This is a genomic window from Microbacterium fluvii (genome assembly GCF_025515205.1).
In the GTDB taxonomy this organism is placed as follows: Bacteria; Actinomycetota; Actinomycetes; order Actinomycetales; family Microbacteriaceae; genus Microbacterium; species Microbacterium fluvii.
The window spans coordinates 114475-139478 of sequence record NZ_JAOPFX010000003.1; the positions used below are offsets into that span (position 1 = coordinate 114475).

A 25004-nucleotide genomic window follows, 5' to 3' on the forward strand; every position below is an offset into this window, starting at 1 on the left:
GATAATGCCCGAACCCATCATCGAACTCAGAGATGTCAAGAAGTCGTTCGGCCCGGTCAGCGTGCTCAAGGGCGTCGACCTGAGCGTCTACCCCGGCCGCGTCACGGCCCTCGTCGGCGACAACGGCGCCGGAAAGTCCACGCTCATCAAGGGCCTCGCGGGGGTCCAGCCCTACGACGAGGGTGAGGTGCTCGTCGACGGAGAGCACCGCGACCTGCACACCCCGCGCGAGGCCGCGGGCCTGGGCATCGAAGTCGTGTACCAGGACCTCGCGCTGTGCGACAACCTCGACATCGTGCAGAACATGTTCCTCGGCCGCGAAGAGCTCTCGGCCGGCACCTTCGACGAGGGGCTCATGGAGCGTGAGGCCTCTGACACGCTGCGCTCGCTGTCGGTGCGCACCGTCAAGTCGGTCAGGCAGAAGGTCTCGAGCCTGTCGGGCGGCCAGCGGCAGACGGTCGCGATCGCCCGCGCCGTGCTCAAGAAGGCGCGCGTCGTGATCCTCGACGAGCCGACCGCTGCCCTGGGCGTCGCCCAGACCGAGCAGGTGCTCAACCTCGTCACCCGGCTCAAAGAGCAGGGCGTCGCGGTGATCCTCATCAGCCACAACCTCGCCGACGTCTTCGCCGTCGCCGACGACGTCGCCGTGCTCTATCTCGGTCAGCTCGTCGCGCAGGTGCCCGTCGCCGAGACCACCCGCGACGACGTCGTGGGGTACATCACCGGAACCAAGACCATGGGGGTCACCCTCATCGAGACGTCGACCATCACGACGGGAGGAGCGGAATGACCACCACTGCTCGCACGAACGCCGCTCCCGACCCCGTGGCGAGCGACCTCATCGGCAGCGGCGTCGAGGGAGGCCTCGTCGACCAGATCACGGCCTGGTGGCAGCGGGTGCGCAGCGGCGACATGGGGGCGCTCCCCGCCGTCGGCGGCCTCGTCGTGCTCACCATCCTGTTCGCGCTGCTCAGCCCCTACTACCTGACGGCCGGCAACTTCGCGAACCTCATGAACCAGGCGGCCTCGCTCGTGATGCTCGGGATGGCACTCGTGTTCGTGCTGCTGCTGGGTGAGATCGACCTGTCGGCCGGTGTCACCGGCGGCGTCGCGATGGCGCTGTTCGTCGTGCTCAACGTGAAGTTCGGCTTCGCGTGGCCGCTCGCCCTCGTGCTCGGGTTCGGCTTCGGCCTGGCCACCGGCGCCCTCATCGGCTTCCTCGTCGCGAGGGTCGGCATCCCATCGTTCGTCGTGACGCTCGGCCTGTTCCTGGGCTACCAGGGCCTCGCGCTGCTGATCATCGGCGCGGGCGGCCTCTACCCGATCAACGCGCCAGAGCTCATCGCGCTGCAGAACGGCAACCTGCCGGTGTGGGGCGGGTGGGTCATGCTCACGATCATGCTGCTCATCTCGGGCGGCATCTCGTTCTGGGACCGCTCGCGCCGCAAGAGGGCCGGCGTCCCCAACCGGGCGATCTCGCTCGTGTGGATCAAGCTCGGCGTCATCGCGGTGCTCGGCGGCGCGGTCGTGGGCGTGCTCAACCTCAACCGCTCGCAGTCGGTCATCCCCGTGCAGGGCGTGCCGATCATCGTGCCGGTGGTGCTCACGATCCTGTTCATCGGCACCTTCGTGCTCGACCGCACCAAGTTCGGCCGCTACGTCTACGCGATCGGCGGCAACGCCGAGGCGGCCAGGCGCTCGGGCGTCAAGGTGCGGTGGGTCAAGTGGGGCTGCTTCGTGATCTGCTCGGGGCTCGCGGTGATGGCGGGCCTGTTCGCCCAGACCCGCATCGGATCGGTGGATGCGGCAGCCGGCCGCGACATCGTGCTCAGCGGCGTGGCGGCGGCCGTCGTCGGCGGCGTGAGCCTGTTCGGCGGACGCGGCCGCCTTGTGCACGCCGCGATCGGCGCCCTGGTGATCGCCTCGATCACCAACGGCCTGGGCCTGCTCAACCTGCCGGCCGGCATCAACCTGCTGGTCACCGGCGGCGTGCTGATCCTCGCCGCGACCGTCGACGCGCTGTCGCGGCTGCGTGGCGGGCAGGTGCGCACCTGACCCCACCCCCCACCGGTTACGGTCGCGACGCGCCGCGGGGCCCGAGTGCCCGCACGGCGCGTCGTGACCGTAACCGATTCGAGCACTCGCGTGTGATCGGATAGAGCCGTGGCGATGAGGGAGTGGATGCACGCGGTCGGGGCCGCGCTGCGCAGCCTCTTCCACTTCCACCGCTCACCCGTGCGCCGCTGGCCGCTCGCGCTGCAGGCGGCCCTCGGCATCGCCGTGCCCATCACGGTCTTCACGCTCGCGGGGCTCCCGCAGCTCGGCTTCCAGGCCTCCGCCGGCGCCTTCACGGTGATCTTCGCGTCGCAGCTGCCCACTGTGGAGCGGGCCCGGCTGCTGCCGCTGATCGGCGCGGGCCTCGTCGCCTGTGCGGCTCTCGGCGCGCTGCTGTCGGCATCCGACATCGCGGTCCTGATCGGCCTCTTCGTCGTGACGGCCGCCTCGAGCGCCGTCGCCTACGGCCGCTCGCTCGGGCCTCCTGGGCCGGTCTTCTTCGTGCTCGTCTATGGGCTCTCGGCGAACGCGGCGCGGGCGACGGATGCTGTCGGCGCCGCCATCGGCGTCGCGGCCCTGGCCGGTGGTGTCGCCGTCGCCTACCTCATCGCCATGACGCCGCTGCTGCATCGGCGCAACCGGCGCATCCGCGCGCGCCCCCTGCGGCAGCTCGCGCCGCGGGCCGACCTGCGGGGCTCCGCCGGAACCCTGCTGGTGCGCGCCGTCGCCGTCGGCACGGTCGGCACCCTCATCGGGGCGCTGGGCGATCCGCACCGCGCGTACTGGATCGTCGGGGCCGGCATCGCCGTCGTGGGTGTCGCGAGCAGGCGCCAGCTCGCGCTCGAGCGCGGCATCCATCGCGTCATCGGCACTGTGGTCGGCGCCGGGCTCTTCCTGCTGGTCGCGCAGCTGCCGCTGACCGGGCTCTGGCTCGCGCTCGTGATGGGCGGGCTGCAGTTCGTGATCGAGCTGGTCGTGGTGCGCAACTACGCGCTCGCGCTCACCTTCATCACACCCCTCGTGCTGCTGCTGACCACTGCCGCCACCGGCACGATCGACACGACGGTGGTCTCGGAGCGCATCATCGACACCCTGATCGGCGCGCTCCTGGGAGCCGTCTCGGGATTGCTGCACACCCGTGCGGAGCCGCCGTCGCGGTGACAGGTTGGAGGCATGACCCGCGTGCTGATCGTTCTCACCGCCTCTGACGTCATCCGCCTCGACGACGGCACCGAGCACCCCACGGGGTTCTGGGCCGAGGAGTTCGTCACCGCCCATCGCGGACTGACCGCCGCGGGGTTCGACGTCGCGATCGCGACCCCCGGTGGGCGCCCCGCTCCCGCCGATCCCGCCTCGATCACAGCCGAGGGGGTCGGCGATGCCGCGAAGGCGGCCGACTATGCGGGCTACCTCGACGAGATCGCCGACGCGGTCGCGCACCCCGCGGCGATCGAAGACGTCGAGATCGCCGCCCTGACCCCTGACCGCCTGACCGCCTGACCCTCCCCGCGACTTGGCACCTTCCGCCGCCTGTCGCGCACCCGAAGCGGCAACAGGTGCCAACTCGCGGGAAGAGAAGGGGGGCGGATGCTGCCGCCTGCGCGTCAGCGACGCTCGAGCACGAAGCTCTCGCGGCCGGCGAAGACGCCGATGGCGCTCAGCCCCAGCATGATCACGAGCAGCAGGGCGAGGGGCGTGCCCCACCCGCCGGTCGCGGCATACAGCGCACCGAACGCGACGGGGCCGAGGGCGGCCACGCCGTAGCCGAACGACTGCGACATGCCCGACAGCGCCGTCGCGGCGTCGTGGTCGCGCGCCCGCTCGGCCATGAGGGTCAGCGCCATGCCGAGCGAGGCTCCCGAGAACAGTCCGAGCACGGCGCACCACACGAGGATCGCGTCGGGCGCGACCATGAGACCGACCGTGCCGGCCGCTCCCAGCAGCGGGATGAGCGCGGGCACGAGGCGCTTCAGACGTCCCCGCAGAGCGAAGGGCACAGTCAGGGAGCCGACGATCGAGACGAGCTGATAGAACATGACGTCGAACCCGGCGGTGACCGCATCGCGCCCGCCCGAGGTCGAGATCGCGGCGAGCCACGTGACCAGGATGTAGAAGGTCGCCGACTGCAGCCCCATGTATCCGGCCACGAGCCATGCGACCGGGTCGCGCCAGATGCCCGTCGGCGGATGCCGGTGGCCACGCGGCAGCGCGGCCGGGCGCGGCTCGTGGCGGGTCGCGGCCGCCCAGGCCACGATCGCGAACGGCAGCAGCACGCCGCCGGTGATCAGCAGCGCGAAGCGCCAGCCCGCGGTGCCGCCGGCGAACGGCAGCTCGGCCAGCGGCACGACGGCGCCCGAGGCGAGGGCGCCGAACGCGCCCAGGAGCGCCGAGTACACGCCCATCATCACGGGCACTCTGGAGGGGAAGTCGCGCTTGATCGCGGCGGGCATGAGCACGTTGCCGATGCCGATGGCCACGCCGATCACGATCGTGCCGATCCACAGCCACGCGCTCGCCCCGGGGATCGATCGCACGACCACGCCGATCACGAGCAGCCCGAGAGCCGCCAGCATCGTGCGCGACAGGCCGAACCGGCGGCTGAGGTCGTGCGCGAACGGAGACACGATCAGCCACGTGATGAGCACGAGCGACGAGATCAGTCCCAGCACCGCCGTCGGCACCCCGATGTCGGCGCCGATGTCGTCGAGCACGGGGCCGATCGCGGTGATGGCGGGGCGCATGTTCGCGGCCACGAGACACACCGCCACCACCAGCAGAACGGGGGAGGTGTGGCGGGCCTTCACCTGCTCATCCTAGGAGCGGCGACCATGTGGCACACCTGGGGTGCTCCAGGGCACCTGAACCCGCGAGGTGTGCCACATGGTGAGCAGCACGAGAGGGAGCGAAGCGCACCTCCCGCCCCGGGTACGCTCGGGGCGGGAGGTCGCAGTGGACGACGGCGAGGGGATGCTGACCCGCACCATGCGGGTGCTCGACTGCTTCACCGAAGACGATCCGGCCCTGACCGCGGCGGAGCTCGCGGAGCGCACCGGCATCCCGCTGTCGACCCTGCACCGGCTGCTCGCGACCCTCACCGGGCTGGGCCTGGTGACCCGCACCTCCGGCCACCGCTACACGATCGGCCCTCGACTGTGGGAGCTGGGGGAGCTCTCGCCGCTGGCCCTGCGGCTGCGCGAGACCGCGCTGCCGCATATGGTGCGCCTCTACGAGGCGACCGGAGAGAACGTGCACCTCGCCGTGCTCGATCCGCCCGCGCCCGAGACGGCGCAGGCGCTCTACGTCGGGCGCATGACGGGGCAGGGGTCGATCCCGACGCTCAGCCGGATGGGCGGGCGGCATCCGCTGCACACGACCGGTGTGGGCAAGGCGCTGCTGGCCGCCCGAGACGACGAGTGGCTCGAGCGGTTCCTGCTCGGCCGCCCGCTCGAGCGCGAGACGACCCGCTCGATCACCTCGGTCGACCAGCTGCGAGACGACATCGCGCGCACCCGCTCGCGCGGCTATGCACTCACCCGCGAGGAGATGACGCTCGGCAACCTCTCGGTCGCGGCCGCGCTCACCCGCGTCGACGGACTGCCGCCGGTGGCGATCGGCATCGTCGTGCACCTCGAGCACGCCGACGAGCGGCGGCTGGGCGCGCTGGTCGTGCAGGCCGCGAAAGACCTCGCGCGGTCGCTCCGCGACACGTGAGGCGGATGCTGAATCTCACTGAATGAGAATCAGACCGGGTTTCTGCCGCATCCGCTGTCATCCTTGACGCAGCGCCGCCGTCGGCGCGCCAGGTTGCCGCACTGTCGAAGGAGACCCTGCCCATGACTTCTGCCCGCCCAGGGTCGCCCGACGCGGAGGCGTTCTCGTCGTCGGTGATCATCGAACCCACCGCCGTCGCCCCCGAGTCGCTCCTCGCCTCGCCCGACATGCCGTCGCAGAGCGCGATCAACGACGAGATGGCCGAGCTCCATGCCGCCGCCGACGCCCGCGAGGCCGCCGGCGAGCACGTGCCCGCGACGCTGTACGACTTCGCGCCCTACCGCTCGAGCGTGCTGCGTCACCCCACCAAGAACCCGCGGCTGGTCGACCCCGAGTCGATCGAGCTGTTCTCGCCCGCCTACGGCCAGCGCGACGTCGCCCTCATCGAGAGCGACCTCACGCTGCAGCACGCCGGCGAGCCGCTCGGTGAGCGCATCACGGTCGAGGGACGCGTCGTCGACGCCTGGGGTCGGCCGCTGCGCAACCAACTCGTGGAGATCTGGCAGGCCAACTCCGCCGGGCGCTACATCCACCAGCGCGACCAGCATCCTGCTCCGCTCGATCCGAACTTCACCGGCGCCGGCCGCATCGTCACGAACGACAACGGAGAGTACAAGTTCACGACGATCAAGCCGGGCCCGTACCCGTGGAAGAACCACGTCAACGCGTGGCGCCCCGCGCACATCCACTTCTCGCTGTTCGGCTCGGGGTTCACCCAGCGCATCGTGACGCAGATGTACTTCCCGGGCGACCCGCTGTTCGCCCTCGACCCGATCTACAACACGATCCGCCGCCAGAAAGACCGCGATGCGCTGATCGCGACCTACGACCACGACCTCACGGTGCCCGAGTTCTCGATGGGCTACCGCTGGGACATCGTCGTCGACGGCCCCGATTCGACGTGGTTCGAGCCCGAAGGAGAGCACTGAGATGGCCGCCGTCCCTCCCGCCTCGTGGGGTCCGAAGACCCTCGAGCCCACCGCCGGTCAGACCGTCGGCCCCTTCTTCGCCTTCGGCACCGAGTACCCGAAGATGAACCAGGTCGTCTTCCCGCACAGCCCCGGCGCGATCGTGCTCGGCGGCACCGTCTATCAGGGCGACGGCGCCCCGATCCCCGACTCGATCGTGGAGATCTGGCAGCCCGACAGCGACGGCAAGATCTCGCGCAACCGCGGCGCGATCCGCCGCGACGACCACACCTTCACGGGCTTCGGCCGCACCTTCACCACCGACGAGGGCCACTACGAGTTCTGGACGTGCAACCCTGGTGCCCTCTCGGCAGGCAAGGCGCCGTTCTTCGCCGTGATCGTCTACGCGCGGGGCCTGCCGAACAAGCTGCACACGCGCATCTATCTGCCCGACGACGAAGAGGCGCTGGCGAGCGACCCGTTCCTGTCGGCGCTCGAGCCCGAAGAGCGTGCGACCCTCATCGCGACGCGCACGCCCGAGGGGTACCTGCACCACGACATCCGGCTGCAGGGCGAGGCGGAGACGGTGTTCCTCACCTTCTGACGCGTGCTGCCGCGACTAAATTGGCAAGCACCGAACCCGAAGGGCGATCGCCAGTGACCGATCTCGACGCAGGACTGCTGTCTCCGGTGACCGTCGGCCACGACGACGCGGTGACGGATGCTGCCGTGCTCGACGCCCTCGTGCAGGCCGAGGTCGCCCTCACCCGGGCGTGGGCCGCGGTCGGGGCGGCTCCGCAGTCCGCGGCCGACGCGGTCGTCGAGGCCCTCGGCGACGGGCACGGGATCGATCTCGCCTCCCTCGCCGCGGCGGGGGTTGCGGGCGGCAACCCGGTGATCCCGCTCGTGACGCTGCTCAAGGAGCGGGTGCCCGCCGACGCTCGCGCCTGGGTGCACGCGGGGGCCACGAGTCAGGACATCCTCGACACCGCGCTCATGCTGGTCGCCGCCCGCGCGGTGCCGCAGATCGTGGTGGCCCTGCGCACCGCCGAGCACCACCTGGCGGCCTTCGCCCTCGCCCGCCGTGATCAGGTCGCCGCGGCCCGCACCCTCACCCAGCACGCCGTGCCGACCACCGTCGGGCTGCGTGCGGCGACGTGGCTGCGCAGCATCCGCCGCGCCGCCGATCGCCTCGAGGGCCTCACGCTGCCGGCTCAGCTCGGTGGGGCGGGCGGCACACTCGCCGCCTTCGTGCAGATCGCGCGCAACGCGGGGGCGGATGCAGCGGCCGCCGCCCTGCCGGCCGCCTACGCCGCCGAGCTCGCCCTCGACGCGCCGGACGCCCCGTGGCACGTGACGCGGTGGCCGGTGACCGAGCTGGGCGACGCGCTCGTGCAGGCGATCGACGCGGTGGGAAAGCTCGCCGCCGACGTCGCGACCCTCAGCCGCACCGAGATCGGCGAGCTCGCCGAGGGCGCGGCCGGCGGTTCGTCGGCGATGCCGCAGAAGCAGAACCCCGCCGCCTCGGTGCTGCTGCGCTCGGCCGCGCTGCGAGCCCCGCAGCTGGGCGCGACGCTGCACCTCGCCTCCGCTCTGGCGGTCGACGAGCGCCCAGACGGCGCGTGGCATGCGGAGTGGCCGACGCTGCGTGAGCTCCTGCGCCTCGCCCTCGGCGCCTCGGCGAACACGGCGACCCTCGTCGAGGGGCTCGCCGTCGACGACGCCGCCGTGCAGCGCAACCTCGACCTCACCCGCGGTCTCATCGTGGCCGAGCGGCTGTCGCACGAGCCCGACACCATCGCCCGTGCCGATGTGCCGGGAGTGGTCGCCGCCGTCGCGGCCGGCGCCGACCTCGCCGACGTGCTGCCCGGCCCCCGCGCCGGCGAGATCGCCGACCCCGCCGGCTACACGGGCCTCGCCGCCGACCTCGTCGACCGCGCCGTCGCCCCCGAACCCACGACCCCCGAACCAGGAGCAGCATGACCGCCCCCGACCTGACCTTCACCGCCCCCGTCGGGCCCGACGGGGCGCCGCTGCTTGTGCTGGGGCCGTCGCTGGGCACGTCGGCGATCCTGTGGGAGACGGCGACGCCCCTGCTTTCCGAGCGCTACCGCGTGACGGCGTGGGATCTCCCCGGCCACGGGGCCTCGGCCCCGACCGCCGACGCCTTCACGGTCGACGAGCTGGCGGATGCGGTCGCCGCGGGCGCTGCCGCGCTCGGCGCCGACAGCATCCTCTACGCGGGCGTCTCGCTCGGCGGAGCGACGGGTCTCGCTCTCGCGCTGCGGCACCCGCAGCTCGTCGAGGCTGCCGTGATCGTGGCCTCCGGCGCACAGCTCGGCACGCCGGAGAGCTGGCACGAGCGCGCCGCCAAGGTGCGCGCGGAGTCGACCTCGTCGCTGATCGTGCAGTCGGGGCAGCGCTGGTTCGCGCCCGACTCGGTCGCGCGCATCCCCGTGCTCTCCGGCCGCCTCTTCCACGCCCTGCAAGACGCCGACGATGAGTCGTACGCCCTGTGCTGCGAGGCCCTCGCCGCCTACGACGTGCGCGACCGCCTCGGCGAGATCGCGCAGCCGATCCTGGCCCTCTGGGGCGAATTCGACCAGGTCGCGCCGGTGGAGAAGGCCGACGAGATCGCCGCGGGGGTGCGCAACGGCCAGGCCGCGCGCATCGCGGGCGCGGCGCACCTGCCGCCGGCCGAGCAGCCGGAGGCCACGGCATCCGCTCTGCTCGCCTACTTCGAGGAGGTGGCACGATGACCCGTCCCGCAGGCGAGGGCCTGAGCGACCAGGAGCGCTACGACCAGGGCATGGTCGTGCGCCGCGCGGTGCTCAGCGACCAGCACGTCGACCGCTCGATCGCGAACACGACGGAGTTCACCGCCGACTTCCAGGACTTCATCACGCGCGTCGCGTGGGGAGACGTGTGGTCGCGCCCCGGCCTCGACCGCCGCTCGCGCTCGATCGCGGTGCTGTCGTCGCTGATCGCGCTCGGCCACCACGAGGAGTTCGTCATGCACGTGCGGGCGGCCCTTCGCAACGGGCTGACGCAGGCCGAGATCCAGGAGGTCATCCTGCAGTCGGCGATCTACGCCGGCGTGCCCGCCGCCAACACGGCGTTCCGCCTGGCCGGCGAGGTGTTCGCCGAAGCGGAGTAGCCCGGCGGCGTTACCGCTCGGGCTCCCGTGGGTCCGCTCGCCCGGCCCGAGACCCGCCCCGTACCCCGAGACCCGGGCTCCAGCCGGCGAGACCCGCCGTTGGCGTTGAGACCCGGCCAGCGGCGCGGGGTTTCGCGCGCAGGCGGGGGTTTCAGTGGCCGCAACGACGAAGGGCGGGGGATGCCGCAGCATCCGCCCGCCCTCTCTGCGCGTGTCAGAGCGCGCTGCCGGCCCGCTGCGCGTCGTCGGTCGGCTTCGGCACCGAGACGGGAACGCCCGTCGCGTCGGCCGCTTCGGTGTCGCCCGTGTTGGTCTTGGCGCGCTGGATCTCGCCGTAGATGTGGTGGCGCAGCTCGGCGAAGCGCGCCTCCGAGCGCGTCTGGAGCTGGTCGCGGTCGACGCCGAGGTCGATCGCCACGTCGTCCTGCACGACAGTCGGGCGGTTCGAGAGCACGATGACGCGCTCGCCGAGGTAGACCGACTCGTCGATGTCGTGGGTGACGAACAGGATCGTGATGCCGAGGTCTTTCCAGAGCTTGCGCACGAGGTCTTCGAGGTCGGCGCGGGTCTGCGCGTCGACCGCCGCGAACGGCTCGTCCATGAGCAGCACCTCGGGGCGATAGGCCACCGCACGCGCGATCGCCACGCGCTGCTGCATGCCGCCGGAGAGCTGCCACGGGTACTTCGCGCCGGCGTCTGCCAGGTCGACCTGCGCGAGCGCCTCGCTCGCCCGTGCCCGGCGCTCGGCCTTGGGCACGCCCGCCGACTTCAGCGGCAGCTCGACGTTGGCCTGCACGCTCATCCAGGGGAAGAGGCTGCGCCCGTACTCCTGGAAGACGACGGCCATCGTCTTGGGCGGGCCGCTGATGTCTTTGCCGTGCAGCTCGAGCACGCCCTCGGTGCGGGGGAGCAGGCCCGCGATGCACTTGAGCAGCGTGGTCTTGCCGGCGCCCGACGGCCCGACGATGCAGGCGAGCTGGCCGGCGGGGATCTCGAAGGTGAGATCGCGGATCGCCTCGAAGCCGCCGGTGGCGGTCGGGTAGATCTTGCGAAGGCCCTGGACCTTCAGCATCGGCCCGTCGAAGACGGGGGTGGACTTCGTGTCAGCTCTCACGCTGCACCTCTCTCAAACCGAAATACCAGCGAAGGATGCGTCGCTCGACGACGCGGAAGATGATCGACAGGCCGAGACCGATCAGGCCCAGCACGAGGATGCCCGACCACATCTCGGGGATCGCGAAGTTGCGCTGGAACCACACGATCGTGAAGCCCAGGCCAGACGACGAGCCGAACATCTCGGAGATCACCATGAGGATCAGGCCGATCGACAGCGACTGCCGCACACCGGCGAGGATCTGCGGGCTGGCCGCCGGCAGGGTCAGGTAGCGGAGGCGATCGATCCCGCGGATGCGGTAGGTCGAGCACGTGTCGCGCTGCACCTCGTCGGTGGCCCGGACGCCCTCGACCGTGTTCAGCAGCACGGGCCAGATGGCACCCGAGACGATGACGACGATCTTCATGAAGTCGTTGATGCCGATCAGCAGCATCAGCAGCGGCACGAGCACGACAGGAGGCACGGCGCGGATGAACTCGAGCAGCGGCTCGAGCAGCTGCCGCAGACGCTTGAACGAGCCGATCAGCACGCCGAAGCCGACGCCCAGCACGATGGCGAGCACGAGGCCCGCGAACAGGCGCCCGATCGAGGGCACGACATCGGTCCAGAACCGCTCGCCGAACCACGTGTCGACGAACGTCGTCACGAGCTGCTGCGGAGTCGGCACGTAGAAGCTCGAGCCGTCGAGGGTCGCCCACCACCACCAGGCGATCAGGATCAGGGGGAGCCCGACGAGGTACGCGAAGTTCTTGAGTGCTTTGCTCATCCGACGAGCTCCGTTCGCACCGAGGTGTGCCAGCCGAGCACCTTGCGCTCGACGAAGCGGGCGATGAGGTTGATGGCGACGCCGATGAGCCCGGTCGCGATGATGAGCGCGTACATGCTCACGACATCGCCGCTGGACTGCGCGAGGCCGATCTGCTTGCCCAGGCCCGGTGTGCCGATGATGAGCTCGGAGGTGATCGCGAGCACGAGGGCGACGGTCGCGGCGAGGCGGATGCCGGTCATGAGGTAGGGGAGGGTCGTCGGCCAGACCACGTGGCGAATGCGCTGCCAGCGGTTGAGGCCGTAGCTCTTGGCTGTGGCGTCGGCGACGGGGTCGACGTCCTGACTGCCGTAGATCACCTGGATGAGCACCTGCCAGAACGAGGCGTAGATGATAAGCAGCAGGCTGGCCTGGATCTTGACGCCGAACAGCAGTACAGCGAGGGGGATCAGCGCGACCGACGGGATGGGGCGGAGGAACTCGATCGTCGAGCGGGTCGCGTGCTCGAGGAAGCGGCTGGAGCCGATGAGGAAGCCGAGGATGACGGCGGCCACGACCGAGATCGTCAGGCCGATCGCCCACGAGGTCATCGTGTCGGCCACATCGCGCCAGAACGCGAGGTCGCGCAGGTAGTCGACCAGGCGCACGAGCACCGTGTGGGGGGCGGGGAGGAAGCGGGTGTCGACGAGACCGGTGAGGCTGACGATCTCCCACAGAACGAGGAAGCCGACGATGCCGATCGCGCCGAGCAGCGGGCCGAGGGCGGAGCCCGGACGACGGTGAGGCCACCGTCGCCCGGGCTCCGCGGTCGCGACCGCGATGAGGGTCTGGGTCGAAGTCACGATTACTTGAGCAGCGCGTCCAGGTCGGGCGCAGCCGTCAGGATGCCGTACTCGACCGCGGCGTCGCCGAGCTTCTGCAGGGCGTCGCGGTTGATCTCGGTGGGGTAGGTCGGCAGCACGATCTTCGCGAGGGTCTCGGCGTCGTTCTTGGTGTACGTGCCGATGATCTCGCGCACCGCGTCGGAGTCGCTCTGGGCGGCTTCGAGCGACTTCTGCATGGCCGACTGGAAAGCCTCGACGATCTCGGGGTTGGCGTCGGCGTAGGCGTTCGAGGTGAAGTAGCTCGCGATGTCGAGCTTGGGGTCGAACTCGGCATACGCGTAGCTGATCACCTTGTCGCCGGCCTCGATGGCCGCCGTGACGAAGGGCTCGACGACGAAGGCGGCGTCGATCTGGTCGTTCTCGACGGCGGCGATGGCGTCGGGGAAGGCGACCTCGACGAACTCGGTCGTCGACGAGTCGCCGCCGGCGGCGTCGATCGCGGCGCGGGTGACGACCTGGTTGATGTTGCCGACGGCGTTCGACGACACGGTCTTGCCCGCGAGGTCGGCGACGCTGGAGATGTCGGAGTCGCCCTTGACGATGATGCCGCCCATGTCGGCCGACGTGTCGCCCGTGGTGGCGACGGCGGCCGAGACCGACTGCAGCCCCAGGCCCTTCTCGTTGGCCGTCAGCAGCGACAGGTTGTTGCTGAAGCCGAACTGGTAGTCGCCCGAGACGACGGCCGGCGCGATGGCCGCGCCCGACTCGGCGGTCTCGATCGTGAGGTCGAGGCCGGCCTCCTCGAAGTACCCGAGCGAGTCGCCGAGGTAGAGCGCCGCGGTGTCGGCGATCGGGATGACGCCCACCGTGATGGGGGTCAGGTCGGCAGGGGCCGAAGCCTCGCCGGATGCGTCGCCTTCGGGTGCCTCAGAGTCGGTGCAGCCGGTCAGGGCGATGGCTGCGATGGCTGCGATGGCGAAGAAGCTCGCTTTCTTCATGTCACTCCGTCGTGTCAGGGGCCTCGGGACCTCGTCGCTGTTGACGAGACCATGTACCTCGATTGTGGGCGACGATAACCGCGTCTCGAAAGCAGTGTCAATTCCGTCAACGAAATTGTTATCAATTCACGACCCGGTTGTGACGTCACCGTGACGACGGCGACGGATGCCTCAGCGCGGCGTCGAGATGCGCCCAGGCGCGTCGGCGCCCAGGCTCGCCAGCGTCGCGATGACGCTGCCCACGTGGGCCATCATCGCCGCCCGTGCGGCCTCGGAGTCGCGGTCGCACACGGCGTCGATGATCGCGAGGTGCTCGGGCAGTGAGATGCTCGGGCGCCCTGGGACCATCGAGAGGCGGAACTGGTGGCGCACCATCTGCCCGTTGAGCTGCTCGAGGATGCGGGTGGCCGACGCGTGGTCGGCGATCACCCGAAGAGTGCCGTGCAGAGTCGCGTTGAGATCGGAGTAGCGGGCGAGCTCGCCCTGGTCGACGGCGTCGCGCATCTCCTGGCCGAGCGCCCGCAGGAACACGATGTTCTCGGCGCTGGCCCGGCCGGCGGCGCGCGCGGCGACGAGCCCCTCGACGGCCTGGCGGATCTCGGTGATCTCGATCGCCTCCGGCACCGAGATCTCGCGCACCCGCGCTCCGCGGTTGGGCTGCAGCTCGATGAGCCCCTCCGCGGCCAGGGCGATCAGGGCGTTGCGCAGCACGAAGCGGCTCGCCGAGTACTCCTCGGCCAGCTCGGCTTCGATGAGTCGCTGGCGCGGGGCATACACGCCCTGCAGGATCGCGGCGCGCAGCTGTGCGCGCACATCCGTCTTTTCGGGCACCGATCTGCTCCTCTCGGCCATCCGGGGATCCTTCCGATCATGCACCACGTCACGGGGTTGCGTGGTGAGGCTCGCGTCGTCGATCCCACCCATCGTGCACAGATTGTTGACAATCCGATGCACGATATGCCGATAATGGGCCGAGCACCACAGGAGGTTCAATGTCGAATCCGTCGACTCTCGTGATCAGCGCCCACGCCGGCGACTTCGTCTGGCGCGCGGGCGGAGCCATCGCCCTGGCCGCCCTCCGAGGCGAGCGCGTGACGGTGGCCTGCCTGTCGTACGGCGAGCGCGGCGAGTCGGCCAGTCAGTGGCTGGAGGGCAAGGCGCTCGACGAGATCAAGCAGATCCGTCGCGCTGAGGCCGAGGCGGCAGCATCCGTTCTGGGTGCCGACATCGAGTTCCTCGACCTGGGCGACTACCCCCTCGTCGAGTCGACGGATGCCGTCTCGCACCTGGTCGACGTGTTCCGGCGCACCCAGCCCACCGTCGTGCTGACCCACCCGCTGCACGACCCCTACAACGGCGACCACCCCGCCGCGGCCCGCATGGCGCTGCAGGCGCGCGTGCTCGCGCAGGCGATCGGCGTCGCGAACTCCGACGGCTCGTACCCCACCCGCGACGAGATCATCGGGGCGCCGCCGGTGTTCTTCTTCGAGCCGCACCAGAGCGAGCAGAGCGACTTCAAGCCGAACGTGCTGCTGGATGTCACCGAGGCGTGGGAGCGCAAGCGCGCCGCGATGGAGTGCCTGCCCGCCCAGAAGCACATGTGGTCGTACTACACCGACCTCGCGGTGCGCCGCGGAGTGCAGGTCAAGCGCAACGCCGGCCCCAACCTCGGCCTGCCGGTCGACACCAAGGGCGAGGCCTACGTGCGGTACTACCCGCAGGTCACGGACGTGCTGGCATGACGAGCCCCGTGATCGTCACCGACATCGCCCGTGCCGACGCCGCGACCGCCGATGCGCTCGCGGTGCACGGCGTCGCGACGGTGCACGAGGCGATGGGACGAACGGGACTCGCCGGGCCCTCGGTCCGGCCCGTGCAGCAGGGCGCGCGCATCGCCGGCACGGCCGTCACGATCCTGCAGGCCCCCGGCGACAACCTCATGATCCACGCCGCGATCGAGCAGTGCCGCGCGGGCGATGTGCTCGTGATCGCGACGACGTCACCCTCCACCGACGGTGCGTTCGGCGACCTGTTCGCCTCGGCGCTGAAGGGCCGCGGCGTGCGCGGCATGATCACGACCGGCGGGGTCCGAGACACCGCCGACCTGCGTGAGATGGGCTTTCCGGTGTGGGCGCGCGCCGTGCATTCGCAGGGCACCGTCAAGGCGACACCCGGCTCGGTCAATGTGCCGATCGTCGTCGACGGCGTCGTGGTGAACCCGGGCGACATCGTCGTGGCCGACGACGACGGCGTGGTCGTCGTGCCGCGCCTGCACGCAGCGGCCGCGCTCGACGCCGCCGACGCGCGCGTCGAGAAGGAGGCCGCCGACCGCGATGCCTATGCGAGCGGGCGCGAGCTGAGCCTCGACCGCAAGGGCCTGCGGCCGCTCCTCGACGAGCTCGGCGTGCGCTACGTCACGCAGGCGGAGTACCTCGATGGCGGCCGCTGACGGCGCGTTCGCCGAGACGGATGCCGTCCGCGACGGCATCCCGTGCATGCTGCTGCGAGGGGGCACCTCGAAGGGCGCCTACTTTCTGGCGCAGGACGTGCCGGCCGACCCGTCCGCGCGCGACGATCTCCTGCTGCGGATCATGGGAAGCCCCGACCCCGCCCAGATCGACGGCCTGGGGGGCGCTCATCCGCTGACCAGCAAGGTCGCGATCGTCTCGCGCTCCGAGGCCCCTGGCGTCGACGTCGACTATCTGTTCCTGCAGGTCGTGGTCGATCAGCCGGTGGTCGCCGACGCGCAGACGTGCGGCAATCTGCTCGCGGGAGTCGGTCCGTTCGCCCTCGAGCGCGGGCTGGTCTCAGCGCCCGGCGACACGGCGACCGTGCGCATCCGCCTCGTCAACACCGGCGACGTCGCCACCGCGACCTTCGGCGTCGCGGGCGGGCGCCCCGACTACGACGGCGACGTCGCGATCGCCGGCGTGCCCGGCACGGCCGGCGGCATCTCGCTGGAGCTGACGGGCGCCGAGGGCAAGGCGCTGCTGCCGAGCGGCGAGGTCGTCGACGAGGTCGCCGGTCATCGGGTCAGCCTCATCGACAACGGCATGCCGGTGGTGCTGCTCGACGCCGCGGAGTTCGGCGCGACCGGACACGAGTCGCCCGCCGAGCTCGAGCAGAACGCCGCGCTCGCCGCCGAGGTGGAGCGGGTGCGCCTGGCCGCGGGGCCGCTCATGGGCCTCGGTGACGTGTCGGCGCAGACCGTGCCGAAGATGATCCTGCTCGCCGCCCCCGCCGCGGGCGGGGCGATCGCCGCGCGCGCCTTCATCCCGACGCGCGTGCACACCTCGATCGGCGTGCTGATGGCAGCATCCGTCGCCGCCGGCATCCGCATCCCCGGCGCCGTCGGCTCGGCGCTCGCCGAACTCGCGCCGGGGGAGTCCACGCTCGTCGAGCACCCGAGCGGCGTCTTCGACTCGCGCGTGCGCGTCGCGCAGGGCGCCGGCGGGGTGTGGCACGCCGCATCCCTCTCCTTGCGCACCGCGCGCAAGATCTTCGACGGCCGGGTCTTCCCGCGGCCGCGCCCCTAGTCGTTTTCGCCAGAGAGGAACCGCCATGGCACACCCCGAGAATTTCGACCTCGCCCACCTGGGCGCGATCGAGCTGTTCACCCCCAAGTTCGACGAGAGCCTGCACTTCTTCCGCGACCTGCTCGCGATGCGCGAGGTCGCCCGCGTCGGCGACTCGGTGTATCTGCGCACGTGGGACGAGTACCAGCTCTACTCGCTCAAGCTCACCGCCTCCGACACCAACGGCGTCGGCCGCACGCTGTACCGCGCGTCGTCGCCCGAGGCACTGGCCCGCCGCGTGTCCGCGATCGAGAAGGCCGGGCTCGGGCATGGCTGGCGCGACCCCGAGGTCGGGGTCGGGCCGTCGTACGAGTTCGAAGACCCCGACGGGCACCTCATGGGCATCTACTACGAGACCGAGCACTACGTGCCCGACGACGAGGACCGCCCCGCGCTGAAGAACCAGGCCGCCAAGTTCCCCGGCCGCGGCATCAACGTGCGCCGGCTCGACCACATCAACTACCTCACGAGCGACGTGAACGCGTGCGGCGAGTTCTGGCGCGACGTCATGATGAGCCGCGAGTCGGAGCGCGTGAAACTCGACGCCGGCGGGTACGGCGCGTGGTGGTTCCGGTTCCACCAGAAGTCGTACGACGTCGTCTACTCCGACGACTGGACGGGTGAGCGCGGCCGCTTCCATCACTTCGCCTTCGCGCCCGACAACCGCGAAGACATCCTCAAGGCGGCCGACATCTGCCTCGAGAACGGCATCTACATCGAGTACGGCCCCTACAAGCACGCGATCAACCAGACATTCTTCCTCTACGTGTGGGAGCCCGGCGGCAACCGCATCGAGTTCGCGACGGCCCAGGCCCGGCTCATCCTCGACCCCGACTGGCCCGTCGTGGAGTGGAGCCAGGCCGAGCGCGCGAAGGGCCAGGCGTGGGGCATGAAGACCGTCGCGACCTTCCACACCCACGGCACCCCGATCGTCGAGAACCAGGAGGAGATCGACCGCCAGGCCCTCGCCGGGCACTGAGCTCGGAATCGGACGTTGTGGGCGAGCGGGAAGCGGGTGTACCGTCGCCAGGTGAGGTTCGCCTAACCTCACCCGCGCGTCAGCGCGGGTGAGCTGCAACGGGGCAGTCGGCATCGGCCTCGCTCCGTCACACCCGAATCGACCCCGTGCTCGCCAGCTTCCTCCCCACGTTCCTCATCGGCCTCCGCGAGGGCCTCGAGGCCGCCCTCGTCGTCGGCATCCTCGTGGCCTACCTCTCGCGCGTCGGGCGCCGAGACGTGCTCCCGCGGCTGTGGATCGGCGTCGGTCTCGCGATCGCGCTCGCACTCATCATCGGCGCGGTGCTCACCTTCGGCGCCTACGCGCTCACCTTCGAGGCGCAGGAGCTCATCGGGGGTGTCCTCTCGCTCCTCGCGGTCGGCATGGTCACCTGGATGATCTTCTGGATGCAGCGCACCGCCCGCACCATGAAGCGGGCGCTCGAGGGCGACCTCGACCGCGCCCTCGCGCAGGGGAGCCTGTGGGCGATCGTCGCCATCGGGTTCGTCTCGGTCGCCCGCGAGGGGGTCGAGACCACGCTGCTGCTGTGGTCGATGGTGCAGTCGTTCGGCGACGCGCCCGCCGCCCTCGTCGGGGCTCTCGTGGGACTTGCCGCCGCCGTCGTGCTCGGCTGGCTGCTCTCGCGGGGGATGCTGCGCATCGATCTGCGGGTCTTCTTCACGTGGACCGGCGCCTTTCTCGTGATCGTCGCCGCCGGGGTGCTCGCGTACGCGATCCACGACCTGCAGGAGGCGGGCGCCCTCCCCGGGCCCTACACGGCGGCCGCCCCGATCGACCCGGTCACGGGAGCTGTCGCCGTGGGCTGGGCGGGCCTCCCGTTCGGCTGGGCGTTCGACGTGTCGGCCACGATCCCCCCTGGGGGTGCGCTCGCCGCCGTGCTGCAGGCGACCGTCGGCTTCATGCCGCAGATGTCGTGGCTGCAGGTGATCGCCTGGATGCTGTACATCGCCCTCGTCGGCGGCTTCTTCGTGCGCGGCGTGCTGCGCTCGCGGCCGCCTCGGCGCGCCGCGGCGCCCGCCGGCTCTTCCCCTGCCCCCGTCACTCCCGCCGAGCGCCGCTCGAGCGAAGACCCCACCACTCCCGCACAGCAAGGAGCATCATGACCGCCATCCGCACTCTCGGGGCCGTCGCCGCCGTCTCGATCAGCGCCCTCGCGCTCGCCGGCTGCGTCGCGAAGGCCGACGTGGCAGCATCCGACGCGCTCACGGTCACCTCGACCGACGCGGCCTGCGACGTCTCGACGGCCACGGCCACGAGCGGCACGCTGAGCTTCGATGTGACCAACGAGAGCTCGGAGGTCAGCGAGTTCTACCTGCTCGCCGACGACGGCCTTCGGATCGTCGGCGAGGTCGAGAACATCGCCCCCGGCGCCTCGCGCACCCTCACGGTCGTCGCCCAGCCCGGCGACTACTTCACCCTCTGCAAGCCGGGCATGGTCGGCGAGGGCGTCGGGCGCGCAGCGTTCTCGGTCACCGGTGACACCGTCGAGGCGACGGGCGACGACGCCGAGCAGAAGCAGCAGGCGGTCGACCTCTACGCCGCGTTCGTGAAAGACCAGGTCGAGCAGCTCGTGCCCGCCGTCGACGAGTTCGTCGCGGCCTACGAGTCGGGCGACGACGAGACGGCGCGCGACCTGTTCGCCCCGACCCGCGCCTTCTACGAGCGCATCGAGCCGGTAGCCGAGTCGCTGGGCGACCTCGACCCCCGCATCGACTACCGCGAAGTGGATGCTGTCGCCGAGGGCCTCGACTGGACCGGGTTCCACCGCATCGAGAAAGACCTGTGGGTGCCCGCGGAAGACGGTCTCAACGCCGACGGATCCTCGGCGTGGACCGACTGGCAGCCCTCGACCGACGCCGAGCGCGCGGCGTTCGGCGACCAGCTGATCGCCGACGTCGCCGAGCTCAACGACTACGTGCACTCCGACGATTTCCAGCAGGCGCTCGATGCGCAGGGCATCGCCGGAATCTCCAACGGCGCGATCGGCCTGCTCGACGAGGTCGCAACCGGCAAGATCAGCGGTGAGGAGGACTGGTGGAGCGGCACCGACCTCTGGGACTTCGCCGCCAACGTCGAGGGCTCGAAGATGGCGTTCTCGCTCGTGCAGGACTTCGCGACGGCGCAGGGCGACGACGGCGCGGCGCTCGTGACCGACATCGAGCAGGGCTACACGGATCTCGAGGCGGCGCTCGCCGAGCACGGGTCGCTGGCCGACGGGTTCGTGAACTACGGTGAGCTCACCGACGACGACAAGCGCGAGTTCACCGATCTCATCAACGCCCTCGCCGAGCCGCTGTCGCAGCTGACCTCGACGATCCTGGAGTAGCGCCGGTCCGATGGCTGAAGACGTTTCGTCTCGCTCCGTTCGCGGGGCGCCCGAACCCGACCCGGACGTTTCGTCTCGCTTCGCTCGCTCAACGCCCGAACCGCTGCAGCCCCCGGTCGTTGAGCGAGCGGCGCAGCCGCGAGACGAAACGCCGCAACCCTCCCCGGTCGTTGAGCGAGCGGCGCAGCCGCGAGACGAAACGCCGGAACCCTCCCCGGGCGCCTCGCGAGCGGCGCAGCCGCGAGACGAAACGGCGGAAGCACCCCGCGGCCTCAGCCGCCGGGGCCTGTTCGGCCTCGCGCTCGGCGCGGGGGCGGCGGGGCTCGCCGTGGGGGCCGGGGCGGGCGCGGCCGTCGCGACGGCGACGGCGCAGAGTGCGCAGGGCGCAGCATCCGCCTATCCCTTCTTCGGCGCGCACCAGGCGGGCATCACGACGCCGGTGCAGGACCACCTGCACTTCGCGTCGTTCGACATGATGGCCCGCACGACCCTCGACGACCTCGTCGAGCTGCTGCAGGACTGGTCGTATGCCGCGTCGCGCATGACCCAGGGGCTCGAGGTCAGTGCGACCGGCGCCGTCGGGGGCTCGCCGGAGGCGCCGCCCGACGACACCGGCGAGGCGCAGGGCCTCGCGGCCAACGGGCTGACGATCACGTTCGGGTTCGGCCCGACTCTGTTCGAAGACGCCGACGGCACCGACCGCTACGGCCTCGCCGCGCGGCGGCCCACAGCCCTGCAGCCCCTGCCCGCCTTTCTCGGCGACGACCTCGACCCGAATACGACGGGCGGCGACCTGTGCATCCAGGCCTGCGCCGACGATCCGCAGGTCGCCGTGCACGCGATCCGCAACCTCAGCCGCATCGCCTTCGGGCGCGCGCGGCTGCGCTGGTCGCAGCTCGGGTACGGCAAGACCTCGCGCACGAGCGCCGATCAACAGACCCCGCGCAACCTCTTCGGGTTCAAGGACGGCACCGCCAACATCCTCGCCGACGATGCTGCGGCACTCGACGAGCACGTGTGGGCGGCGGCATCCGACGATCAGGCCTGGATGGCGGGCGGGTCGTTCCTGGTCGCCCGCAAGATCGCGATGCTCATCGAGACGTGGGACCGCGTGCGGCTGGCCGAGCAGGAGCGCATCACGGGCCGAGACAAGGGCGAGGGCGCTCCGCTGTCGGGGGGCGTCGAGGCCACCGACCCCGATTTCGCCGCGACGGATGCTGCCGGCGCTGCCGCGATCGACGCGCACAGCCACGTGCGGCTCGTCCACCCCGACTTCAACGGGGGCGTACGGATCCTCCGCCGCGGCTACAACTACGTCGACGGCAACAACGCGCTGGGGCGCCTGGACGCGGGCCTGTTCTTCCTGGCGTACCAGCGCTCGCCGGAGCAGTTCATCGGACTGCAGCGGGCCCTGTCGACCGACCTCATGGCCGAGTACGTCCGTCACGTCGGCTCCGGCATCTGGGCGATCCCGCCCGGGGCGTCGACCGGCTCGTATGTGGGTGCGGGTCTGTTCACCTGAGTCGCCGCCGCCCACTCGGTGCACAACCGAGTGAGGTCGTTCCCGACACGCCGAGGGGCGGATGCTGTGGACCGCGCGTCGCCGGAAAGGTCCGTCAGCCGTGCGCGGGCACGGGAGGGTGGACCCGGCCGCCCGCGACAGGGGATGCTGGGGGCATGCGGACACCTGCGGCCTGGGCGCGCGGCGTGCGCCACCCAGAGGCCTTCCACGGCCGCGGCGCGCGGCGCGGGTTCTTCGAGGGCTGGTACGTCAAGCTCGTCAGCGCCGACCGGGCGCAGCGCTGGGCGGTGATCCCCGGCATCTTCCGGGGCCTGCAGGCCGACACCGACACCGACGACGAGGCGTTCGTGCAGGTGCTCGACGGGCTCACCGGCCGCTCGTGGTTCCACAGGTTCCCGCCGCACGAGTTCCACGCGTCCGACACCGAGTTCGACGTGCGGGTGGGTGCCAGCCGGTTCACCGCGAACGGCGTGACCCTCGACCTGCCGCAGCTGCGGGGCCGCGTCGAGTTCACGACGCCGCTCGAGCCCTGGCCGGCGACTCTGCGCGAACCGGGGATCATGGGCTGGTACGGCCTCGTGCCCTTCATGGAGTGCTTCCACGGCATCGTCTCGTTCGGCCACGCCCTCGGCGGCGAGCTCGAGATCGAGGGGGCGCCCGTCTCGTTCCACGGCGGCCGCGGCTACATCGAGAAGGACTGGGGCAGGGCATTCCCCGCGGGGTATGTGTGGCTCGCGAGCAACCATCTCGACGCCGACGCGGAGGCGTCGCTGATCGCCTCGGTCGCGATCATCCCGTGGCTGCGCGGCGCCTTCCGCGGATCGATCGTCGGCCTGCGTCACTCCGGCCGGCTGCACAAGTGGACCACCTACAACCGCTCCACCGAGAAGCTCCTCACGATCGACGACGACCGCGTGCATTGGGTCGTCGACGGCCCGGACGGCACGCTCGAACTCGAGGCCCAGCGCGTCCGCGGCGGGCTGCTGCACGCCCCGGCGCGTGAGTCGATGCACCGCAGGGTCGAAGAGACGCTCGACGGCAGCATCCGCCTGCGTCACACCGGCCGCGACGGCCACGTGCTGCTCGACGGCACGGCAGAGTGCGCGGGCATCGAGGTGTTCGGCGACATCGAGCGGATGCTGGCGATCTGACCTGCGAGAGGATGGGCGCATGAAGGCCACCTGGATGTACGGCGCCGGCGACGTGCGCGTGATCGATGTTCCCGATCCTCGGATCGAGCTGCCCACCGACGCGGTCGTGCGCGTCGTGGCGGCGTGCGTGTGCGGGAGCGACCTGCACCCCTACCGCAAGATGCACCAGAGCGAGCGCGGCGCCGGCAAGGGGCACGAGTTCGTCGGCATCGTCGACGAGGTCGGGGCCGAGGTGACCACGGTGCGGCCGGGCGACTTCGTCATCGCGCCGTTCATGATCTCGTGCGGCGAGTGCGACTTCTGCCGCGAGGGGCTGCAGACCTCGTGCCGGTTCAGCCAGGGCTGGGGTGAGCACGGCGCGGCCGGCGCGCAGGCGGAGGCGGTGCGGGTGCCGCTGGCCGACGGCACGCTCGTGGCGGTGCCGGCCGGATTCGACGAGGCGCTCGTGCCGTCGCTGCTGACGCTCTCCGACGTCTACGGCACCGGTCACCACGCCGCCGTCACCGCCAGGGTGCGCAGCGGCCAGACCGTCGCGGTGATCGGCGACGGCGCCGTGGGCCTGCTCGCGGCGCTGTCGGCGGTGCGGCTCGGCGCCGAGCGCGTCATCCTGCTCGGCCGCCACGAAGACCGCACGGACCTCGGCGTCGCCTTCGGCGTCACCGACGTCGTGCCCGAGCGCGGCGACGAGGCCGTCGCGCGCGTGCGCGAGCTCACCGACGGCGACGGAGTGCACGCCGTGCTCGAGGCGGTCGGCTACCCCGACGCCTACGAGACGGCCCTGGGCGTCGTGCGCGCGGGCGGCGTCATCAGCCGCGTCGGGGTGCCGCAGTACACCGACGGCGACATCGGGCGTCGGCTGTGGTGGCCCAACGCGACCCTCACCGGCGGCGTCGCCCCGGTGCGCGCCTACGTCGAAGAGCTGCTCCCTGGGGTGCTCGACGGCTCGGTGGAGCCCGGCCGCGTCTTCGACCGCGAGCTGCCGCTGGAAGACGCCGCCGAGGGGTACCGCCTCATGAACGAGCGCGAGGCGCTGAAGGTGCTGCTGCGGCCGTAGCGGGTGCGGGCGCCGGGGCGGCAGCATCCGCCCCGCCGCACACGACGAAGCGCCGCGGGTGAACCGCGGCGCTTCTGTGTGTGATCGCTCAGACGAGCCAGCGCATGCTCTGCACGACGGGCAGGCTCTTCCACCAGGCGCCCAGACCCCACGTGTCGCCGGCGGCCAACACGGCGACCAGCACGAGGGCGAGCGCGTAGATGATGTGGTAGTCCACGAGCGGGTTGGTGCTGCCCGCGCCGTAGGCGAAGGGCCATTCGGCGAGGTACATCAGGAGCATCATGACGCTGCCGGCCACGGCGCTCACGCGCAGGCCGATGCCGAGCATGACCGCCGCACCGATGCCGAGCATGCCGGCCATGAACATCCAGTCGGCCAGCGGCGTCGCGAGGCTCGCGAACCAGGGCTGAAGCGGGCCGGTGACGGCCTCACTGCCGAGGAAGCCCTGCGCGGGGGCGCCGCCGTTGACCCAGGCACGTTCGACGGGTGTGGAGAACCCGAGCCCGAAGGTCTTGTCGAGGAAGGCCCAGAGGAAGATGAAGCCGGTCGCGAGGCGCGTGACGGCGAGCCAGCGGCGCCCGGTGAGGCTCGTGACGATGGTGTCCTGCAGCGGGATGGCCTTGGCGGCGGTGGTCGCCTTCGCCGCACCGGCGGTCAGGGTGGTCCCGGTGGGGACGGCGTGGGTGGTCATGGTGTTTCTTCCTCCTTGTGCATCGGGCCTTGTGGGCCCGACCTTCTTTGTGGTCAGACCACACGTTACACCTG

25 protein-coding genes and 1 pseudogene are annotated in these 25004 nt (G+C 71.1%); 19 read left to right on the top strand and 7 right to left on the bottom strand.

Annotation, left to right across the window (positions count from 1 at the left end; translation table 11 throughout):
- The first annotated feature begins 4 nt into the window (after positions 1-4).
- The 4 genes from OAW74_RS11785 to OAW74_RS11800 all read left to right on the top strand — a co-directional run bounded on the left by OAW74_RS11785 (position 5) and on the right by OAW74_RS11800 (position 3555).
- Positions 5-790, top strand: coding sequence for an ATP-binding cassette domain-containing protein (locus tag OAW74_RS11785; protein WP_262874578.1), 786 nt, complete (start codon positions 5-7; stop codon positions 788-790).
- The gene (locus OAW74_RS11790; RefSeq protein WP_262874579.1) at positions 787-2055 is read left to right on the top strand and encodes a sugar ABC transporter permease; all 1269 of its coding nucleotides are present in this window, start codon (positions 787-789) and stop codon (positions 2053-2055) included. Before OAW74_RS11785 ends, OAW74_RS11790 begins: the two co-directional genes overlap by 4 nt.
- 114 nt (positions 2056-2169) lie before the next feature.
- On the top strand, positions 2170-3216 hold the full coding sequence (locus tag OAW74_RS11795) for an FUSC family protein (RefSeq protein ID WP_262874951.1): 1047 nt from the start codon (positions 2170-2172) through the stop codon (positions 3214-3216).
- Positions 3217-3228: 12 nt separating this feature from the next.
- Positions 3229-3555 carry a hypothetical protein gene (locus OAW74_RS11800; RefSeq protein ID WP_262874580.1) on the top strand — a complete coding sequence of 109 codons (327 nt, stop codon included), beginning with the start codon at positions 3229-3231 and terminating at the stop codon, positions 3553-3555.
- A 104-nt stretch (positions 3556-3659) separates the two neighbouring features.
- Here the strand turns inward: OAW74_RS11800 and OAW74_RS11805 are convergent, their stop codons facing one another.
- On the bottom strand, positions 3660-4859 hold the full coding sequence (locus OAW74_RS11805; RefSeq protein ID WP_262874581.1) for an MFS transporter: 1200 nt from the start codon (positions 4857-4859) through the stop codon (positions 3660-3662).
- 145 nt (positions 4860-5004) lie between these two features.
- Between OAW74_RS11805 and OAW74_RS11810 the strand changes: the two genes are divergently transcribed.
- The 6 genes from OAW74_RS11810 to pcaC all read left to right on the top strand — a co-directional run bounded on the left by OAW74_RS11810 (position 5005) and on the right by pcaC (position 9891).
- A complete protein-coding gene (locus OAW74_RS11810; RefSeq protein ID WP_262874582.1) occupies positions 5005-5766 on the top strand; it encodes an IclR family transcriptional regulator in 762 nt (253 codons plus the stop codon).
- 122 nt (positions 5767-5888) lie between these two features.
- A complete protein-coding gene (gene pcaH / locus OAW74_RS11815; protein ID WP_262874583.1) occupies positions 5889-6755 on the top strand; it encodes a protocatechuate 3,4-dioxygenase subunit beta in 867 nt (288 codons plus the stop codon).
- A 1-nt stretch (position 6756) separates the two neighbouring features.
- Entirely contained in the window at positions 6757-7338 is a 582-nt protein-coding gene (gene pcaG, locus OAW74_RS11820) for a protocatechuate 3,4-dioxygenase subunit alpha (protein WP_262874584.1), read from the top strand.
- Positions 7339-7391: 53 nt separating this feature from the next.
- Positions 7392-8717 (top strand): lyase family protein, encoded by a 1326-nt coding sequence (locus tag OAW74_RS11825; RefSeq protein WP_262874585.1) that lies wholly within the window; start codon positions 7392-7394, stop codon positions 8715-8717.
- Positions 8714-9493, top strand: coding sequence for an alpha/beta hydrolase (locus OAW74_RS11830; protein ID WP_262874586.1), 780 nt, complete (start codon positions 8714-8716; stop codon positions 9491-9493). Before OAW74_RS11825 ends, OAW74_RS11830 begins: the two co-directional genes overlap by 4 nt.
- On the top strand, positions 9490-9891 hold the full coding sequence (gene pcaC / locus OAW74_RS11835) for a 4-carboxymuconolactone decarboxylase (RefSeq protein ID WP_262874587.1): 402 nt from the start codon (positions 9490-9492) through the stop codon (positions 9889-9891). The genes OAW74_RS11830 and pcaC overlap by 4 nt, the downstream gene beginning before the upstream one ends.
- 214 nt (positions 9892-10105) lie before the next feature.
- Here the strand turns inward: pcaC and OAW74_RS11840 are convergent, their stop codons facing one another.
- The 5 genes from OAW74_RS11840 to OAW74_RS11860 form a co-directional block, all read right to left on the bottom strand.
- Positions 10106-10963 carry an ABC transporter ATP-binding protein gene (locus tag OAW74_RS11840; protein ID WP_262874952.1) on the bottom strand — a complete coding sequence of 286 codons (858 nt, stop codon included), beginning with the start codon at positions 10961-10963 and terminating at the stop codon, positions 10106-10108.
- A 31-nt stretch (positions 10964-10994) separates the two neighbouring features.
- Positions 10995-11771 (bottom strand): ABC transporter permease, encoded by a 777-nt coding sequence (locus tag OAW74_RS11845; protein ID WP_262874588.1) that lies wholly within the window; start codon positions 11769-11771, stop codon positions 10995-10997.
- Complete coding sequence (locus OAW74_RS11850) at positions 11768-12613, bottom strand: ABC transporter permease (protein ID WP_316250223.1); 846 nt, start codon at positions 12611-12613, stop codon at positions 11768-11770. Before OAW74_RS11850 ends, OAW74_RS11845 begins: the two co-directional genes overlap by 4 nt.
- A 2-nt stretch (positions 12614-12615) precedes the next feature.
- A complete protein-coding gene (locus tag OAW74_RS11855; protein ID WP_262874589.1) occupies positions 12616-13593 on the bottom strand; it encodes an ABC transporter substrate-binding protein in 978 nt (325 codons plus the stop codon).
- Between the two features lie 171 nt (positions 13594-13764).
- Entirely contained in the window at positions 13765-14424 is a 660-nt protein-coding gene (locus OAW74_RS11860) for a GntR family transcriptional regulator (protein ID WP_262874590.1), read from the bottom strand.
- 161 nt (positions 14425-14585) lie between these two features.
- Between OAW74_RS11860 and OAW74_RS11865 the strand changes: the two genes are divergently transcribed.
- The 9 genes and pseudogenes from OAW74_RS11865 to OAW74_RS11905 all read left to right on the top strand — a co-directional run bounded on the left by OAW74_RS11865 (position 14586) and on the right by OAW74_RS11905 (position 24239).
- Positions 14586-15335, top strand: coding sequence for a PIG-L deacetylase family protein (locus OAW74_RS11865; protein ID WP_262874591.1), 750 nt, complete (start codon positions 14586-14588; stop codon positions 15333-15335).
- Entirely contained in the window at positions 15332-16042 is a 711-nt protein-coding gene (locus OAW74_RS11870) for a 4-carboxy-4-hydroxy-2-oxoadipate aldolase/oxaloacetate decarboxylase (protein ID WP_262874592.1), read from the top strand. Before OAW74_RS11865 ends, OAW74_RS11870 begins: the two co-directional genes overlap by 4 nt.
- Positions 16029-17129 carry a PrpF domain-containing protein gene (locus OAW74_RS11875; RefSeq protein ID WP_262874593.1) on the top strand — a complete coding sequence of 367 codons (1101 nt, stop codon included), beginning with the start codon at positions 16029-16031 and terminating at the stop codon, positions 17127-17129. Before OAW74_RS11870 ends, OAW74_RS11875 begins: the two co-directional genes overlap by 14 nt.
- Positions 17130-17154: 25 nt before the next feature.
- Complete coding sequence (locus OAW74_RS11880) at positions 17155-18147, top strand: VOC family protein (RefSeq protein WP_262874594.1); 993 nt, start codon at positions 17155-17157, stop codon at positions 18145-18147.
- Positions 18148-18293: 146 nt separating this feature from the next.
- On the top strand, positions 18294-19289 hold the full coding sequence (efeU, locus tag OAW74_RS11885; protein ID WP_262874595.1) for an iron uptake transporter permease EfeU: 996 nt from the start codon (positions 18294-18296) through the stop codon (positions 19287-19289).
- Entirely contained in the window at positions 19286-20512 is a 1227-nt protein-coding gene (gene efeO, locus OAW74_RS11890) for an iron uptake system protein EfeO (RefSeq protein WP_262874596.1), read from the top strand. The genes efeU and efeO overlap by 4 nt, the downstream gene beginning before the upstream one ends.
- A 205-nt stretch (positions 20513-20717) precedes the next feature.
- Positions 20718-22034 (top strand): annotated as a pseudogene (efeB, locus tag OAW74_RS11895) (iron uptake transporter deferrochelatase/peroxidase subunit); the annotation flags it as partial.
- Between the two features lie 155 nt (positions 22035-22189).
- Positions 22190-23185, top strand: coding sequence for a tocopherol cyclase family protein (locus tag OAW74_RS11900; protein WP_262874597.1), 996 nt, complete (start codon positions 22190-22192; stop codon positions 23183-23185).
- Between the two features lie 19 nt (positions 23186-23204).
- Positions 23205-24239: an alcohol dehydrogenase catalytic domain-containing protein gene (locus OAW74_RS11905; RefSeq protein ID WP_262874598.1), complete on the top strand. Its 1035-nt coding sequence runs from the start codon at positions 23205-23207 to the stop codon at positions 24237-24239.
- An 88-nt stretch (positions 24240-24327) separates the two neighbouring features.
- Here the strand turns inward: OAW74_RS11905 and OAW74_RS11910 are convergent, their stop codons facing one another.
- Positions 24328-24930: a DoxX family protein gene (locus OAW74_RS11910; RefSeq protein ID WP_262874599.1), complete on the bottom strand. Its 603-nt coding sequence runs from the start codon at positions 24928-24930 to the stop codon at positions 24328-24330.
- Between the last annotated feature and the right edge of the window lie 74 nt (positions 24931-25004).

Excerpts from the sequence above, each read along its gene's own strand:
- OAW74_RS11840 (WP_262874952.1), bottom strand. The coding sequence starts at position 10,963 with ATGCTGAAGGTCCAGGGCCTTCGCAAGATCTACCCGACCGCCACCGGC.
- pcaG (WP_262874584.1), top strand. The coding sequence starts at position 6,757 with ATGGCCGCCGTCCCTCCCGCCTCGTGGGGTCCGAAGACCCTCGAGCCC.
- OAW74_RS11875 (WP_262874593.1), top strand. The coding sequence starts at position 16,029 with ATGGCGGCCGCTGACGGCGCGTTCGCCGAGACGGATGCCGTCCGCGAC.
- pcaC (WP_262874587.1), top strand. The coding sequence starts at position 9,490 with ATGACCCGTCCCGCAGGCGAGGGCCTGAGCGACCAGGAGCGCTACGAC.
- OAW74_RS11800 (WP_262874580.1), top strand. The coding sequence starts at position 3,229 with ATGACCCGCGTGCTGATCGTTCTCACCGCCTCTGACGTCATCCGCCTC.
- OAW74_RS11830 (WP_262874586.1), top strand. The coding sequence starts at position 8,714 with ATGACCGCCCCCGACCTGACCTTCACCGCCCCCGTCGGGCCCGACGGG.
- OAW74_RS11790 (WP_262874579.1), top strand. The coding sequence starts at position 787 with ATGACCACCACTGCTCGCACGAACGCCGCTCCCGACCCCGTGGCGAGC.
- OAW74_RS11865 (WP_262874591.1), top strand. The coding sequence starts at position 14,586 with ATGTCGAATCCGTCGACTCTCGTGATCAGCGCCCACGCCGGCGACTTC.
- OAW74_RS11785 (WP_262874578.1), top strand. The coding sequence starts at position 5 with ATGCCCGAACCCATCATCGAACTCAGAGATGTCAAGAAGTCGTTCGGC.
- OAW74_RS11845 (WP_262874588.1), bottom strand. The coding sequence starts at position 11,771 with ATGAGCAAAGCACTCAAGAACTTCGCGTACCTCGTCGGGCTCCCCCTG.
- OAW74_RS11905 (WP_262874598.1), top strand. The coding sequence starts at position 23,205 with ATGAAGGCCACCTGGATGTACGGCGCCGGCGACGTGCGCGTGATCGAT.
- OAW74_RS11900 (WP_262874597.1), top strand. The coding sequence starts at position 22,190 with ATGCGGACACCTGCGGCCTGGGCGCGCGGCGTGCGCCACCCAGAGGCC.
- OAW74_RS11870 (WP_262874592.1), top strand. The coding sequence starts at position 15,332 with ATGACGAGCCCCGTGATCGTCACCGACATCGCCCGTGCCGACGCCGCG.
- OAW74_RS11910 (WP_262874599.1), bottom strand. The coding sequence starts at position 24,930 with ATGACCACCCACGCCGTCCCCACCGGGACCACCCTGACCGCCGGTGCG.
- OAW74_RS11855 (WP_262874589.1), bottom strand. The coding sequence starts at position 13,593 with ATGAAGAAAGCGAGCTTCTTCGCCATCGCAGCCATCGCAGCCATCGCC.
- OAW74_RS11795 (WP_262874951.1), top strand. The coding sequence starts at position 2,170 with ATGAGGGAGTGGATGCACGCGGTCGGGGCCGCGCTGCGCAGCCTCTTC.
- pcaH (WP_262874583.1), top strand. The coding sequence starts at position 5,889 with ATGACTTCTGCCCGCCCAGGGTCGCCCGACGCGGAGGCGTTCTCGTCG.
- efeO (WP_262874596.1), top strand. The coding sequence starts at position 19,286 with ATGACCGCCATCCGCACTCTCGGGGCCGTCGCCGCCGTCTCGATCAGC.
- OAW74_RS11880 (WP_262874594.1), top strand. The coding sequence starts at position 17,155 with ATGGCACACCCCGAGAATTTCGACCTCGCCCACCTGGGCGCGATCGAG.